The organism is Arthrobacter sp. 001422645, from assembly GCF_059816125.1.
Genome location: NZ_JCBANT010000018.1, coordinates 1 through 15852, shown reverse-complemented (window position 1 = coordinate 15852; position 15852 = coordinate 1). Strand labels below are relative to the sequence as shown.

The following is a 15852-nucleotide window of genomic DNA, read 5'->3' as shown; positions in this document are numbered from 1 at the left end:
TGTGACCCCGCGTTGCTGCTGGAGTGACCACGGGGAGGCTGCGCTTAGGCTGGTGACATGACGTCTGCCGGCCGCTTCGCCCCCAGCCCCTCCGGCGAACTGCATGTCGGCAACCTCCGCACCGCCATTCTCGCCTGGCTCTTCGCCCGGTCCACCGGCAGGCGGTTCCTGATGCGGGTTGAGGACCTCGACCGGGCCCGGTCCGGCGCCGAGGCGGAGCAACTCCGGGACCTGGCCGCCGTCGGGGTTACGTGGGACGGCGATGTGGTGCGCCAGACCGACCGCGGGACCCTCTATACGGAAGCGATCGGCCGGCTGGCCGCGGCGGGTCTTACGTATGAGTGCTTCTGCACCCGCCGGGAAATCCAAGAGGCCCCGTCCGCGCCGCACGCCCCGCAGGGAGCCTACCCGGGCACATGCCGGGAGCTGTCCGCGGCGGAACGTGAGGCGAAGCGTGCCGTCCGGCCCGCGGCGGTCCGGCTCCGGTCGGCCGTCACGGAGGTGACAGTGCAGGACGTGCTGCACGGCAGCTATACCGGCGTCGTGGATGATTTTGTGCTCCGCCGCAACGACGGGGTGACGGCGTACAACCTCGCCGTCGTGGTGGACGACGCCGCCCAGGGGATCGACCAGGTGGTCCGCGGCGACGACCTGCTGCCCTCCACGCCCCGGCAGGCCTACCTCGCCTCCCTGCTGAATATTCCCGTTCCGGAATATGCCCACGTTCCGCTCGTCCTGAACGCCGACGGCGCACGGCTGGCTAAGCGCGACGGCGCCGTTACGCTCACGGACCTCGCGGCCGTCGGGGCGTCCGTAGACGAGGTGCGGGACGCTCTGCTGGGGTCCCTTGGACTGCCGGGCGGGCCGCTGGCGCACGCCCTCGCCGCATTTGACCCTGCCGCGCTGTCGCGGGAGCCGTGGATCTGGCCCGGGATGGCCGGGCCGGACGCGTAGGCTGGATGCATGTCAGAACCAGAGTTTAGGGAATCGCGCAGCCCGCAACCGAGTTTTACCGTCGAGACGGCCAAGGTTCTCGCCGAAGTGGCCCACAACCGGCAGAAGGACAAGCTCAAGCGGCCCTACCGCGAGCACGTGATCGCCGTCGGGGATGCCCTGGCGGACTTCGACGACGACATCCGGATTGCCGGTTATCTGCACGACATCGCAGAGGACACCCCGATGACCCGGCAAGCTCTGCTGGACATGGGCGTTTCCGAGCGCGCCGTGGACATCATCGAGCGCGTCACCAAGCGCCTGCACGAGAACCCGGACGACTACCAGGCCGGCATCCGTTACATCGCCGAGGACCACGACGCCACCCTCGTGAAGATCGCGGACAACGCGCACAATTCGCTGCCGGAGCGCGTCAAGGCGCTGGCTGAGAAGTGGCCGGACAAACCGCCGGTAACCCGCTACAACGATGCCCGCCCCGTGCTCTACGCCGCAGTTCCGGTGGAGGAAACCCGGAAGATCCTGGCCCGGATCAACCCGTGGCTGCTCGAGGAACTCGACGACCTGCTCGACGAGGCGGATGACACCGACTACGAGAACCTCTCCTACGACGACGCGCCGACGGAAGACCCGACGGCGGGGCCGGACGAGGTCCCAGCCGCTGCCGCCGAGCCTGCTGCCGCTGAGGCCGAGCCGCGCCGGGGCTGACAGTGCGCGGCTACGTCCTCACCCGCTACGGCGGGCCGGATGCCATGGAGCTCCGGGACCTCGCTGAGCCCCAGCCCGGGCCCGGCGACGTCCGGATCCGGGTCGCCGCCGCAGGCCTGAACCCGGTCGACTTCAAGCTCCGCGAGGGCGGGCTGCGTCCCATCAGCCCGTTCCGGCTGCCGGTCGTCGCCGGCTGCGAAGTCGCCGGAACGGTCGACGCCGTCGGACCCGGCCCGAGCCGCTTCGCGGTGGGGGACCGTGTCTACGCGCGGGTGGACAAACGCAGGCTGGGCGCCTTCGCCGAGTTCGTGTGCGTGCAGCAGGAACTCGTGGCCGCCATGCCGGCGTCCATCGGGTTCGCCGAGGCCGCCGGACTTCCGCTGGCCGGGTTGACTGCGCTGCAGGCGCTCCGCGACGAACTCGACGTCGGCCCCGGCACCCGGCTTTTCATCGCCGGCGGCGCCGGGGGCGTGGGAACGCTCGCCATCCAGCTCGCCAAGCACTTCGGCGCCGAGGTCACCACTACAGCCTCTGCCCGCGGAGAGGCACTGGTGCGGCGGTTGGGGGCGGACCGGGTTATCGACTACACGCGGGAGGACTTCGCCGGTGTGCTGCAGGATTTCGACGCCGTGCTGGACCTGGTGGGCGGCGCGACGCTGGAGAAATCCTTCCGCATCCTCCGGCCGGGCGGGTGGGTAGTCTCCATCGCGGGGGTTCCGGAGCCGCTCACCGCGACGAAAGACCTTGACGCTCCGCCGTGGGTCACCGCAGCATTCTGGGTGATGAGCCTGGGCATCCGCAGGCGCGCCCGCAAGGCGAAGACCAGCTACCGCTACCTGTTTATGCACCCGAGCGGGGACGGGCTGCGCTTCCTGGCAACGCTCGTCGACGCCGGCCAGCTGCAGCCGGTGGTGGACAGCAGCTATCCGTTCGACCGGATCGCCGAGGCCTTTGCCGCGCTGGAGCAGGGCCGCGCCAAGGGCAAGATCGTCGTCACGTTCTGACCAGCGTGCGGCAGGCCGGCGGCTACACCCGGCCCAGGGCGTCGATGTCCTCGAGGAACTGCTGGTGGACCTCGTCGCTCACCGTGGTCCGGGTCTCCGCAATCGCGTCGAGGTAGTCCTGCGTCGCGGGGCCCTTCCGGACGGCCTCGCGGATGGAGGCGTTGCCGCTGGAAGCCAGCCCGCCGTCGTCGTACACCGCTTTCTCCAGAGCCCGCTGGGACGCGCTCCGGGCCGCGTATTCGATGTCTGCGGGGGAGAATCCCTCCGTGCGGTCCACCAGAAGCTCCACGTCCACGTCGTCCACAACTGTGGCGGGAATGAACCGCTGCCACATAGCCTCGCGGGCCTGGCGGTCGGGCAGGCCGATGGGGATGACGTAGTCGAAGCGGCCGTGGCGCAGGAACGCGGTGTCCAGGGCGCGGATGAAGTTGGTGGCGCAGACCAGCAGGCGGCCGGGCTGTTCGCGGAAGGCAGGGATGATCTTCAGGAGCTCGTTGGTGACGCCCTGCAGCGGCGACGGCGGTTCACCGGAGCGCTGGGAGGCAATCTCCTCCACCTCATCGATGAACACCACGGCGTGTTCCAGCTCGGCAATCTCCAGGAAAGTCTCGCGCAGCGCACCCGCAAGACCCTTGGGATCGGAGGCCAGCCGGGAGGGGAATACCTCCACGAAGGGCCACTCCAGCCGGGACGCAATGGCCTTCGCGAACGTGGTCTTGCCGGTGCCGGGCGGGCCGAAGAGAACGACGGCGCGCGGCGGCACCACACCGTACTCGTCGGCGAGGTCGGCCTCGGCCAAGGGCAGGACCAGCCGGCGTTCCAGCAGTTCCTTCTCGTTCCGCATGCCGGCGACATTTTCCCAGAGGTCGCGGGCCAGGATCCGGCCGCCCAGCAGGCTGAGCGGTTCGAGTTCCTGGCGCTGCACCGGAATCTTCCGCTCGAAATAGCGCAGGTTCTTCTTCAGCACAAACCCGCGGCCCAGGAACGCCTCCACCCGGGTCTCGGATTCCGGCATGAGCGCAGAAAGCTTGTTCAGGCCGTGCGGCGCCATCCGGTTCTCGACGGCGGCCAGCAGCGACGTGCCGATGCCGCGGCCGCGGTACTCGGGGAGGGTGGCGAGGAACACGATCCAGCCCTGGTCATGGGCGGCGCGCCCGACGGCGGCGCCCACCACCTGATCCCCCAGCACCGCGACGACGGCGTGGTCCTTTTCGCACGAGGCCAGTACCTCGGAGAGTGCATAGACCGGTTCCACGTTGGTGGCCTTGAGCGTTTCCCAGAGGTGCAGGATGCCGTCAAGGTCGGCGGAATGGAAATCCCTGATTCGCCAGTTGGTCATGAGGTGTCTCCCGGGTGGTTCGTCGCTGAGCCAGTGTGAGTCTGTCTGCTGAGCATATGCGAACCCTATCCGCGAGGGGTTGCGCCGACGTTGCGTTACGGGGAGGCGGAACCCCGGAAGACTATTCCGAATCTCCGCCGGCGGAACCGTCCGTGCCGCGCGCGGGACGGGCCGCCACAAGCGGATACGGGCCGGTGAAGCCGTCGCGGACGGCGGCAATTTCCAGGATGCGGTGCCGGCTGAGGCGCCAGCCGAGCATCAGGAGCGGAACGATGACCACGATGGACGCGATGGTCCACGTTCCGACGGGCGAGTCGAATGCCATGAGGATCAGCACCGACAGGAGGAAGGCCAGCGTGACCCAGCCCGTGACGGGTGCGCCCGGCATCCGGAAGGTGGGCCTGAGCAGTTCCCCGCGGGCTGCGAGCCGGGCAAGCTGCATCTGGCACAGGACGATCATGGCCCAGGTGCAGATGATGCCCAGCGACGCGACGTTCAGGACGATCTCGAAGGCCTCGGCCGGGACCAGGGCGTTCAGGATGACGCCCAGGACGGCCACACATGCGGTAAGGGCGATGCCGCCGTAGGGGACCCCGGACTTGTTCATTCGGCTGGCGAATTTCGGCGCAGAACCCGAAACGGACATCGAACGCATGATCCGGCCGGTGGAGTAGAGGCCGGCGTTCAGCGAGGACAAGGCCGCGGTCAGGACCACGAGGTTCATGATGGCGTCCACCCCGTCGACGCCGATGGAGCCGAAGAACGTCACGAACGGGCTCTCGCCGGCCTTGTAGGAGTTATAGGGCAGCAGCAGCGAGAGCAGTACGAGCGAGCCGACGTAGAACACCGCGATACGGACGATCACGGTGTTGATGGCCCGCGGCATGATCTTTTCCGGGTTTTCCGTCTCGCCGGCGGCGGTGCCGATCAGCTCGATCGAGGCGTAGGCGAACACGACGCCCTGCATCACCACGACTGCGGGCAAAAGACCGTTGGGGAACATGCCGCCGTTGTCCGCGATGAGGCTGAAGCCGACCTCCTGGCCGGTGACGGGGGTGCCGAAGATGACGAAGTAGGTGCCGATGAGAAGGAAGGACACGAGCGCCACAACCTTGATCAGCGCGAACCAGAATTCGAGCTCGCCGAACACCTTGACACTGATGAGGTTGAGGCCCAGGACCAGGACGAGGGCGGCCAGGGCCCAAGCCCACTGCGGTACGTCCGCGATCGGCGCCCAGTACTTCTTGAAGAAGTTCATGTACAGCGCGACGGCGGTGATGTCCACGATCGCCGTCATGGCCCAGTTCAGCCAGTACAGCCAGCCGGTGACGAACGCCGCCTTCTCGCCGAAGAATTCGCGGGCATAGGAGACGAACGAGCCCGACGACGGCCGGTGCATCACGAGTTCGCCGAGGGCACGCAGGATCATGAAGGCGAAGAACCCGCAGACTGCATAGCTGATGACCAGGGCGGGTCCGGCAGTGGCGAGGCGGCCGCCCGCGCCCATGAACAGGCCAGTGCCGATGGCGCCGCCGATCGCGATCATCTGCACCTGCCGGGGTTTCAGGCCCTTGTGGTAGCCCTGGTCCTCGGCGTGCAGCGCTGCCTCGGAGGCATGGGCATGCGCGGGAATGGTGTGGTCGGAGATGGCGGGCTGGTTTTGGGTCGTTTGTTTTTGGGCGCGGGCAGTTTCGGGATAAGTCATGGGGGTCCTTCGGGGGTCGAGGGTGCGCTATTTGCTCAGGTTGGCCAAGCGCTGCGGGCTGAGGAGGTCGGTGAGCTGCTCGGCGGTGAGCAGCCCGTGTTCGAGTACGAGCTCCGCGACGCCCTTGCCGGTGGCGAGGGCTTCCTGCGCGATGGCCGTGGCCGTGGCATAGCCCAGGTGCGGGTTGAGTGCGGTGACGAGGCCGATTGACTGTTCCACCGTGAGGCGGAGGTGTTCGGTGTTGGCCGTGATGCCCCGGACGCAGCGGGCCGTAAGGGTGCGGCAAGCGGCTTCCAGGTGGGAGATGCTCTTGTGGAGGCTGTGGACGATGATGGGTTCGAAGGCGTTGAGCTGGAGCTGCCCGGCTTCGGCCGCCATGGTGATGGTGACGTCGTTGCCGATCACCTCATAGGCGACTTGGCTGACCACTTCGGGGATGACGGGGTTGATTTTCCCCGGCATGATCGAGGACCCGGACTGCACGGCGGGGAGGTTGATTTCGCCGAAGCCGGCGCGCGGGCCGGAGGAGAGCAGCCGGAGGTCGTTGCAGATCTTGGACAGTTTCACGGCGACCCGTTTGAGCACGCCGGAAAGGTGCACGAAGGCGCCGACGTCCTGGGTGGCCTCGATCAGGTCCGCCGCCGTGACGAGCGGCAGGCCCGTGATTTCGGCGAGGTGCCGGCAGGCGGCCGCAGCGTACCCTGCCGGTGCGTTGAGTCCCGTGCCGATCGCCGTGGCGCCCAGGTTGATTTCGTGGATCAGCAGGTCGGCTTCGGCCAGGCGGAGCCGGTCCTCACCGATCGTGACGGCGTAGGTGCCGAATTCCTGGCCGAGGGTCATGGGGACGGCGTCCTGCAGCTGGGTGCGGCCCATCTTCACCACCGTGCGGAATTCGAGGGCTTTGGCGGCGAAGGCGTCTTCGAGCTCGGTGAGGGCATCGAGCAGTTCCCGGGCGGCGAAGATCGTGCCCAGCTTGACTGCGGTGGGGTAGACGTCGTTGGTGGACTGGCTGAGGTTGACGTGGTCGTTGGGGTGCAGCCGCGCGTAGTCGCCCTTGGGGTGTCCAAGGATTTCCAGGGCCCGGTTGGCGATGACCTCGTTGGCATTCATGTTCGACGACGTCCCGGCACCGCCCTGGATGACGTCCACCACGAACTGCTCGCTGAGCTTCCCGTTCATGACGTCGGTGCAGGCCTCCTCGATGGCACGGGCGCGCCCGGCGTCGAGCAGCCCGAGCTCGTGGTTGGTGCGGGCGGCGGCCAGTTTGACGGCCGCCAGCCCGCGGACCAGGTACATGTTGGAGGCGAGCGGCTGGCCGGTGATGGGGAAGTTCTCCACGGCCCGGAGGGTGTGGACACCCCAGTAGGCGTCGGCGGGGATGTCCCGGTCGCCCAGGAGGTCGTGTTCGGAGCGGAAATCTGAACGTTCGTCGAGGAATGTCATGTCGGTCCTTACGGGGCGTCGGGGGAGTTGGCGGTGCCGGAGGTTTCGGGCGAAGCGAGGAAATCGACGGCTTGCAGCAGCCCGACGGGCCGGCCGCCGCCGAGCACGGGTGCCGCGGCAATGCCCGCCAGGGGAGACGTATCGACGTCGAGCGCGGCCAGCAGGCGCACGGTGACAGGCATCCGGGCGCGGTCTCCGCCGTCGGAGATCTTCACGGCGACGGCACGGCCGTCCGGCAGTCCCACCAGCTGGACGCCTTCGAATCCGTCCTTGGCCAGGAGTCCGGGCACCAAGCGCATCAGTGCGGTGACATCCCGGTCCTCGCCCGCGGCCATCTCCGGGTGACGGCGCATGGCTCCGGCGACGGCGGCTTCCGCGCTGCCGGGTCCCGTTGCCGAGGCCAGCCGGCCAAAGGCGCGGGCCATGCCTCGCAGGGTCAGGGCGAAGAGCGGGGTGCCGCAGCCGTCAGTGGACGTGCGCTCCGGTTCCTCGCCGGTCAGGTCCGCGACGGTCCTGGCCACGAGCTGCTGGAGCGGGTGCGCCGGGTCCAGGTATCCCGGGACCGGCCAGCCGTTGACGACGCAGGTGGCTGCCATGGCCGCGTGTTTCCCGGAGCAGTTCTGCGCCAGCCGGGTGGCCTTCCCGCCGCCGCCGACCCATTCCTCGCGCTCGCGGACGCCGTAAGGGAGGTCGGTGCTGTTCTCGAGGTCGGCAGGGGTCAGCCCATGCATGTCCAGGATGCGCAGGGCGCCGTCGCGGTGGGCGGCGGCCCCGGAGTGGCTGGCGGATGCGAGGGCGAGGAGTTCGTCGGGGAGCTCCAGGCCGGTGCGGACCATGGCGACGGCCTGCAGGGGCTTGAGGGCGGATCGCGGGTAGAACGGGGCCAGGGGCTCGCCGGCGGTCAGGAGGGCCCGGCCGTCCGCCGCGATGGCGATGACCGAGCCGCAGTGGACGCTTTCGACCAGGCCGTCGCGGGTCTGGACCGCAAGCGGCACGTGCTCCGGGAGCCGCTCCGGAGCCAGCGGAGTCGGGATGTGAGCGGGGGCAGGAGAAAACATGACGTCCTTTGGCGGTGGTGTTGGTTGTCGCTGGTCAAGCCGCTGCTGAATCTGCACGTCCTGGCGCAGGGTCAGGCGCCGTCAGCGGCGTGGAGAATCGAATCGAGGGCAACGCCAACAGCATGCAGGTGCTGGCTCATGGCGATGCCTGCCGTTGCAGCGTCGCCGGCCTCGATGGCGGCCAGGATGCGCCGGTGCTCCTCGTTGGACGCGTGTCGCCGGTCCGTCACCATGTTCAGGGTCTCGGACTGGTGGGCAAGGGCCTCCCGGATGTCGGAGACGACATTTTCGAAGACCTTGTTGCGGCTGGCCCTGGCGATCAACGCGTGGAAGCTCGAGTCCAGGCCCACCCACACTTCGGGGTCGTCCTCGGCGGTCATCGCGGCAACGACGTCCCGCATGGTGTCCAGTTCCTCGGGCGAACGGCGTTCTGCCGCCAGCGCGGCGGCAGGAACCTCGATGTGGGGGCGCGCCTCGGTGAGGTCGCGTGCCGAGTATTGGCCAAGGACCAGGTCCTTGGCCACGTGGTCGGCGACGACGAACGTGCCCCGCCCGGTCCTGGTGACGGTCAGCCCCAAGGCGGTGCAGGAACGCAAGGCCTCGCGGACCACGGAGCGGCTCACTCCGTACTGCTGGGCGAGCGTGGCCTCGGAGCTCAGCTTGGCGCCGACGATGAGCTTGCCGGACTCGATTTCGGAGCGGAGGACATTAAAGACCGCTTCGGCTGCGCTAAGGCGGGCGAGGGGCTGTCCTGCTGTCCGGCTGTCTGACAGGTTCATGTTTGAAATATGGCAGAGGTCACACCGGGGTGTCAACTGTGACGGCGGCCCAGGGGCCGGTGGCCGCCGTCACAGCGAGCGCTGATCTCCGCCTACAGCAGGGCGAGCAGGTCCTTCATGTCCTGGATCTCGCCCGTCTGGGAGGCCGCGATGTCCTTGGCCAGCATGACGGCTTCGGCGTTCTTGCCGGAGCGGACCTCGGCGTTCGCCATCTCGACGGCGCCTTCGTGGTGCGCGATCATCTGGCTGAGGAAGAGCTTCGCCGCGTCGGTGCCCTGGGCGGCGCCGAGCTTGGTGAGGTCATCGCCGCTCATCATGCCGGTCATCGAGTGGCCGCCGGGCGCCTGGGTGGGTTCGTTCCAGTCACCGAGCCAGCCGGTCATCTTGTCGATCTCGGGCGCCTGGGCGGCTTTGATTTTCGTGGCCAGCGCGGTGATCCTGGCGTCGACGCCCTGCTTCTTCAGGATGATGTCGCTCATCTCCACGGCCTGCGCGTGGTGCGGGATCATGGCCTGGGCGAACATCGTGTCCGAGCCGTTGTGGTCCGCGGCGGCGCTCGAGCCCGGCATTGCGCTGCCCGTGCTGTGGTCCATGCCGGGCATGCTGCTCCCGGGGGTACTGCTGGCCGAGCAGCCGGCCAGTGCAATCACCGCGGCCATGGCCGCGGCGGAAATCGTAAGGGTTTTCTTCATGGCACATCGTGTCTTTCGTGGATCCGGCGGAGACACCGGGGGATGGGCGCGCAGCAGCCAGTGCGTGGATGCCGGGCGCGGGTGGCGGGAGGTGGCCGGCGGTGTCACGGCGCATGCCCCGTCTTACGTGCGACTGATGGACAAGTCGTTGGGGGATGGCGTACCGGGCCGGTAAGCATAGCCGGACGGGAGGTCCGCCAGCCCTGCGGTCCACGGCCGGGCCGCCGGCAGGGCTGCGCCGGGCTGCGGTGCGCTCAAGGTGGCGCCCGCCGGTGAGGGCGTGCAGCCGACGTGCATCGCCGGCTTCTCGGCGCAGCCGCCCTGGCAGACGCACGACGGCGGCACCACGGTTCCGCCGACGGTCACCGACGCGGGGATCACGTCCGGGCCCGGAGGTGGAGCCGGTGATCCGGCCGGAGCCGTTGAACCGGATTGGTGGCTGGAGTGTGTGCCGTGGGCCGGGGCAGGCGCCGGTGCCGCGTGGTGTTCCGCCGCGGTGTGTCCGGTGGCGCCCGAAGGCGCCGCCTGAGAGTGCATCCCGTGGGACCCCGAGAGGATGTGCATGCCCAGGAAACCCGCGATGACGGCGAGGAGTGCGGCCAGCAGCACGGCGTGGCGGAGCCAGGCCGCGGCTCGGGCCGGGGTGGCGGCGGGCATGGCGTCCTCCTCTCCGGGGCCGGCTTGGTGGTCAATAGGCTACCGGTGTCCAACGGCGCCGCCGCCCATTGTGTTCCGACCGCTGTGTTCCGGCCGCGGACATGCCGCGCCTGGCGGCCTGCGCCGCCGCAGCCACCGTCAGCTCGCCGGGGTTGGATTCCCGGCGTCAGATTCCCAGGGTCGCCAGGCTCTGCCGCAGCGTCTCGGCAGAGTGGTGCAGGGAGGCCAGTTCGCCGTCGTCCATGGGTGTGTCAAGCACCGTACGGACCCCGCCGTTCCCCACGATGCTGGGCAGGGACAGCGCCACCCCGGAGATTCCGTATTGGCCGTCCAGCACGGTGGAGACTGGAAGGACGGCGTTCTCCGAGCGCAGCAGCGCCTCCACGATCCGGGCCCCCGAGAGGCCGATGGCGTAGTTCGTCGCGCCCTTGCCGGCGATCACCTTGTAGGCCGCGTGCGTCACTTCCCGCGCGGTGTCGGCGAGGTACTCGGGCGTAAAGACGCGTTCGCCGTCGACCGTCCACTGGCGGATCGGGACCGGACCGATCGTGGCGCCGGACCAGATGGGGAACTCGGTGTCGCCGTGCTCGCCTACCATGCTCGCGTGCACGCTGGTGAGGGAGACTCCGGCCTTGTGCGCCAGCACCCAGCGCAGCCGGGACGTATCGAGCACCGTGCCGGAGGAGAAGATGCGCGATGACGGCAGGCCGGAGATCTGCTGCGCCGCGACGGTCAGCACGTCGCAGGGATTGGTGACCAGGACGTAAACGGCTTCGGGGGCGTGCGTGAGCAGTTGCGGCATGAGCTGTTCGAGGATCCGGACGTTGGTGCTGGCCAGGTCCAGGCGCGTCTGGCCCGGCGCCTGTTTGGCCCCGGCGGTGATGACGACGACGTCGGCCCCTTCCGTCGCGGTAATGTCCCCGCCGCCGGTGACGGTCGACGCGGCGGCGGCGAACTGGGTGCCGTGGGCGAGGTCGAGGACTTCGGCTTCGGCCTTGGTGGCGTTGACGTCAAAGAGGGCCACATTGCTGGCGGAGCCGCGGATCAGGGCGGCGTAAGCGAGGGAGGTGCCCACGCTGCCAGCGCCGACAATTGCCAGTTTGGTACCGGGATTCTGGGACATGGGCTTCTGCTTTCGTGTCAGGCGGAGGGTGGCGCCACGGTACCGGCCGTCTCGCCGCCGTCGATCACGAACTCGGCGCCCGTGACGAACGAGGACTCATCGGCTGCCAGGTACACCGCCAAATCCGCGATCTCCCTCGGTTGGCCGGTCCGGTGCAGGGGGACATGTCCAGTGTCGAAGGTCATGCCCGCAGTCATGGGCGTCTCGATGACGCCGGGGTGCACCGAGTTCACGCGGATTCCGGACCCGCCGAGGTCCAGGGCGGCGCTCTTGGTAAGGCCCCGGACGCCGAACTTCGACGCCGTATAGCCGGAGAGGGACTCGTAGCCCCGGATTCCCGCGATCGAGGAGATGTTGATGATGGACGCGGCGCCGGCGCGCGCCAAGGCCGGGGCCCCAGCCTTGATGCCGTTGAAGACGCCGGTCAGGTTCACATCGATGATCCGGGTCCAGTCCCCGTGCGAGTACTCGTCGATTCGGCCGAAGTTCACAATGCCGGCGTTGTTGACCAGAACGCTGAGGCTGCCGAAGGCGGCCACGGCCTCGTCCACCGCCGCTTCCCAGTCCGCCGGCTGCGTTACGTCCAAGTGGACATAGCGGACGCCGTCCCCGAGGTCGGCGGCTAACTGCCTCCCGTCCTCGTCCAGGACATCACCGGCCACGACTTTCGCGCCTTCGTCGAGGAACCGCCGGGCGATGGCTGCGCCGATCCCCCGGGCGCCGCCGCTGACCAGGGCCACTTTGCCGTCCAACCGTCCCATCGCTGAGTCCTTTTTCGGGAGCGAGCCTCTCCAGGGACGCGGCCGTCCGGGCTCCGCTTCAAGCTCACCAAGGACCGTCCGGCTTGGGCAGGGCCGTTGGACCCTACGCGCGCCGGGCGACGACGGACCGGGCGGTGGAGACGGGCGGCGGGCGACCGCCGTCGTGCAGTCCCGGCGGTGTTACATCAGAGGTGTCAGATCAGTGGGCCGGATCAGAGGTGCTGGATGCCTGCCCGCTGCATGGCGTCGCGGTATACCTCGACGTTCTTGCTCAGGAGTTCCTCCTGCTTGGCGGCGGAGACGGCAAAGGCGCGGCCGCCGAGGGCCGTGGCCTTGTAGATCTTGACGCCGCGGTTCTTCAGCGAGGAGTGGTACGTCTTCTCGAACAGCGTCAGGAAGGCGTGGGCGTCGGCACCATGGGCGATGACGGCGGAGACGCGCTTGTTGATCTTGAGGAACTGGCGGAAGGGCCGCAGGCCGTCGGTCTTCTCCTGGACGTTCAGCGCGGACGGAAGCTCGGGGTCGCGGACCCACGGGTAAGCGTTCCACGGCATGACGTAGCGCGGGTCCAGCTCGACGGCCTCGTAGATGGAGGTGGCGCGGCGGGCGGCCTCGTCATCGTTGAAATGGGAGACGAAGCCCGATTCGGTGCCCTTGCCCGGTGCTATGTGGAGGCTGACGATCCGGCATTCGTCCTCGTCATGGACAGGATCGATGTACGGGACGACCGACCCCGGCTTCTTTTCCATCAGTTCGTCGCAAAGCTGCGTTACGGCGGCGATGTTCGGTTCCTGCAGCAGGGTCTTCTTTTCGTCCCAGTCAATCGTCACGATTTCTCCCTCAGCACTTGGCGTCCAGAATCAGGCGTCGCCTTCCACTCTACGCTTCCGGGCCGGGCGGCGGTTTTGTTGCCCTGGTGGGCAGCCTGCTTTACTTCGTGCCGGGACGTGTCGGAGAACAAAGCGACCGAAAGCCTGGCCCCTTGCCCTACCCATGTCCGCGGACCGGGCGTAGGCTTAAAGCGTCTGCAGGTAACCATCTGATTAAGCCGGGTCGTTCTGGATATGAAAATGTCCGAGCCAGCTCATAGCGAGATCGCGAAGGTACCTGCAGGCCTTGTGTTTAACGGGAAGAACTTGGTGAAGCCGCCCGAATCCAGGACAGAATCCACCGGGATACCGTCTGACAACCGACGGAGGTATCCGCAAACCTCTGGCCCCTCCCCGCCGCCAACGGCATGATGGAACCCAACCGCAGGTCCCCAACCCGGCGCGGCGCCAAACGCCCGCGGGCTGACCCCTAAGGCAGGCACGCGTGAACCCAGAAGCGATGGAACGGGCCCGGAAGGTCGAGGCGCAGATGACTGATGAGGAGCGCTTCTCCCTCCTCATCAGCGTCATGGGCACCAACGCGACGCTCACGGACAAGGACCCGCGCATCCCGGAGGACGTCCCGATGAGCGCCGGCTACACCCCCGGGATCCCGCGGCTGGGCATCCCCGCCCTGTTAATGAGCGACGCGAGCCTGGGCGTCACCAACCCGGGCTACCGGGAGGGCGACACCGCCACGGCCCTCCCGGCGTCGATTGCCCTCGGGGCCAGCTTCAACCCCGAACTCGCCCGCCGATCGGGGCAAATGGTGGGCAAGGAGGCCCGCAGCAAAGGCCTCAACGTCCAGCTGGCCGGCGGCCTCAACCTGCACCGCGATCCGCGCAACGGCCGGAATTTCGAGTACCTGTCCGAGGATCCCTGGCTCACCGGCGTCCTCGGCGCGGAGTCGGTGAAGGGCATCCAGGGCGAGCAGGTCATCTCCACGGTCAAGCACTTTTCGCTGAACTGCAATGAAACCAACCGGCACTGGCTGGACGCGATCATCGACCCGGCCGCTCACCGGGAATCCGATCTCCTCGCGTTCGAAATCGCCATCGAGCGCGCCCGGCCCGGCTCGGTCATGACCGGCTACAACAAGGTCAACGGCACTTACGCCGGCGGCAACGAGACGCTGCTTCAGGGCATCCTGAAGGGCGCCTGGGGCTTCCCGGGCTGGGTGATGTCCGACTGGGGCGCGACGCCGAGGTGGGACTTCGCGCTGCGCGGCCAGGACCAGGAATCCGGCGTGCAGATCGACGTGATGATGTGGGGGCAGGAGACGTTCACCGGCCCGCTGCACGAGGCCTACGCGGCGGGTGAATTCCCCAAGGAACGGCTGTCCGAGATGGTGCAGCGCATCCTCTACGCCGTGTTCGACGTCGGGACCGACCGCTGGGAGAGAACTCCCGACGTCGACCTCGCCGCCCACGCGGACATCGCCCTGGAGACGGCGCGGCAGGGGATTGTCCTGCTCAAGAACGACGGAGTGCTCCCGCTGGACGCGCTGTCCGGCAGTGGCGGGCCGCTCAAGATCGCGGTGATCGGGGGACATGCCCAGCTCGGCGTGCCGATCGGCGCCGGGTCCAGTGCGGTGGTGCCGCCCGGCGGCTACGTCGAAAGCCACACCATCGGCGGCCCGGGCATCATGGGCGGCATGCGGAACCTGTACCTGCTGCCGTCCTCGCCGCTGGCGGAACTGCAGAAGCTGCTGCCCGGCGCCGCGATCGAATACGATCCCGGGATGAGCCCCGCCGAGGCGGCGTTGCTGGCCCGACGCTCCGACGTCGCCGTCGTCTTCGGCATCCGGGTGGAAGGCGAAGGGTACGACAATGCTGACTTGTCCCTGCCGTGGGGGCAGGACGCCGTGATCGAAGCCGTCGCGGACGCCAATCCGGCCACCGTCGTCGTCCTCGAAACCGGCAACCCCGTGGCGATGCCGTGGCTCCCGAAGGTCCGGGCCGTCCTGGCGGCCTGGTACCCCGGCCAGTGCGGCGGGCAGGCGATCGCCGAGATCCTCACCGGCGACACCAACCCCTCCGGGAAACTCCCGCTGACCTTCCCCGCGGGCCTGGACCAGACCCCGCGGCCGGAGTTGCCGGGCCTCGGCACGCCGTGGGGGACGCCGACGACCATCCACTACAACGAAGGATCAGACGTCGGCTACCGCTGGTTCGCCAGAACCGGACAGCGGCCGCTGTTCCCCTTCGGCCACGGGCTCAGCTACACCCGGTTCGACTACGCAGGCCTGACAGTGTCGGACCGGGACAGGGTGCGGGCCAAATTCACAGTCACCAATAGTGGGCCGCGCCGCGGGGCCGACGTCCCCCAGCTCTACCTCCTGGAAGATCCTGCCGGCGCCCGGATGAGGCTGCTCGGCTTTGAGCGCGTGAATCTCGACGCCGGCGAATCACGGACCGTCTCCCTGGATGTTGATCCGCGGCTGCTGGCGTCCTATGACACGGATCGCGGACAGTGGCACACCCCCGGTGGCAGCTACCGTGTGGCGCTCGGGCACGCGGCCGGCAACTACGCCTTGGAAGCCGACGTGTCACTGGCCGAGGCGTGGTTCGGGCGCTAGCCAAGCGACCGATTCAGGAGGGTTCAGGCCGCTGCCGGTGCCTTTGACCCAGGTTCTTGGGCCCCACATCTGCGAAGTCTGAGCGACTTGGCCCGGTGTCGGAGTTCACGGCGGTGATGGTTGGTGTCGGTGGCCGGCACGGCCGTGTTGGGCAGCGGAGGCGAGTCGGTCAGACCCGTCCCGGG

General features: G+C 68.4%; 14 protein-coding genes. 4 read left to right on the top strand and 10 right to left on the bottom strand.

The features are described 5' to 3' along the window. The first annotated feature begins 57 nt into the window (after positions 1–57). The 3 genes from gluQRS to AC6EUH_RS16095 are packed head-to-tail and all read left to right on the top strand — an operon-like array spanning position 58 to position 2663. Positions 58–954 carry a tRNA glutamyl-Q(34) synthetase GluQRS gene (gluQRS, locus tag AC6EUH_RS16105; protein ID WP_499739271.1) on the top strand — a complete coding sequence of 299 codons (897 nt, stop codon included), beginning with the start codon at positions 58–60 and terminating at the stop codon, positions 952–954. Positions 955–963: 9 nt separating this feature from the next. Beyond that, positions 964–1659 (top strand): HD domain-containing protein, encoded by a 696-nt coding sequence (locus tag AC6EUH_RS16100; RefSeq protein WP_499739270.1) that lies wholly within the window; start codon positions 964–966, stop codon positions 1657–1659. 2 nt (positions 1660–1661) lie between these two features. Then, entirely contained in the window at positions 1662–2663 is a 1002-nt protein-coding gene (locus AC6EUH_RS16095) for an NADP-dependent oxidoreductase (RefSeq protein ID WP_499739269.1), read from the top strand. Between the two features lie 22 nt (positions 2664–2685). Here AC6EUH_RS16095 and AC6EUH_RS16090 read toward each other — a convergent pair whose 3' ends face one another. The 10 genes from AC6EUH_RS16090 to AC6EUH_RS16045 all read right to left on the bottom strand — a co-directional run bounded on the left by AC6EUH_RS16090 (position 2686) and on the right by AC6EUH_RS16045 (position 13050). Then, the gene (locus AC6EUH_RS16090; protein WP_056429135.1) at positions 2686–4002 is read right to left on the bottom strand and encodes an ATP-binding protein; all 1317 of its coding nucleotides are present in this window, start codon (positions 4000–4002) and stop codon (positions 2686–2688) included. Positions 4003–4123: 121 nt separating this feature from the next. Continuing rightward, entirely contained in the window at positions 4124–5707 is a 1584-nt protein-coding gene (locus tag AC6EUH_RS16085) for an amino acid permease (RefSeq protein WP_499739268.1), read from the bottom strand. Positions 5708–5734: 27 nt separating this feature from the next. Then, on the bottom strand, positions 5735–7150 hold the full coding sequence (locus tag AC6EUH_RS16080; RefSeq protein WP_499739267.1) for an aspartate ammonia-lyase: 1416 nt from the start codon (positions 7148–7150) through the stop codon (positions 5735–5737). 8 nt (positions 7151–7158) lie between these two features. Next, a complete protein-coding gene (locus tag AC6EUH_RS16075; RefSeq protein ID WP_499739266.1) occupies positions 7159–8208 on the bottom strand; it encodes an asparaginase in 1050 nt (349 codons plus the stop codon). 71 nt (positions 8209–8279) lie between these two features. Beyond that, positions 8280–8987, bottom strand: coding sequence for a FadR/GntR family transcriptional regulator (locus AC6EUH_RS16070; protein WP_499739265.1), 708 nt, complete (start codon positions 8985–8987; stop codon positions 8280–8282). Positions 8988–9079: 92 nt separating this feature from the next. Further along, entirely contained in the window at positions 9080–9679 is a 600-nt protein-coding gene (locus tag AC6EUH_RS16065; protein WP_499739264.1) for a DUF305 domain-containing protein, read from the bottom strand. A gap of 123 nt (positions 9680–9802) precedes the next feature. Further along, on the bottom strand, positions 9803–10336 hold the full coding sequence (locus AC6EUH_RS16060; protein WP_499739263.1) for a hypothetical protein: 534 nt from the start codon (positions 10334–10336) through the stop codon (positions 9803–9805). Between the two features lie 166 nt (positions 10337–10502). Beyond that, complete coding sequence (locus tag AC6EUH_RS16055) at positions 10503–11459, bottom strand: L-lactate dehydrogenase (protein ID WP_056429152.1); 957 nt, start codon at positions 11457–11459, stop codon at positions 10503–10505. A gap of 17 nt (positions 11460–11476) precedes the next feature. Next, positions 11477–12220 (bottom strand): glucose 1-dehydrogenase, encoded by a 744-nt coding sequence (locus tag AC6EUH_RS16050; protein ID WP_499739262.1) that lies wholly within the window; start codon positions 12218–12220, stop codon positions 11477–11479. Positions 12221–12432: 212 nt separating this feature from the next. Continuing rightward, on the bottom strand, positions 12433–13050 hold the full coding sequence (locus tag AC6EUH_RS16045; protein ID WP_056429157.1) for a uracil-DNA glycosylase family protein: 618 nt from the start codon (positions 13048–13050) through the stop codon (positions 12433–12435). A 484-nt stretch (positions 13051–13534) separates the two neighbouring features. Between AC6EUH_RS16045 and AC6EUH_RS16040 the strand changes: the two genes are divergently transcribed. After that, on the top strand, positions 13535–15667 hold the full coding sequence (locus tag AC6EUH_RS16040) for a glycoside hydrolase family 3 C-terminal domain-containing protein (protein WP_499739261.1): 2133 nt from the start codon (positions 13535–13537) through the stop codon (positions 15665–15667). Positions 15668–15852: the final 185 nt, after the last annotated feature.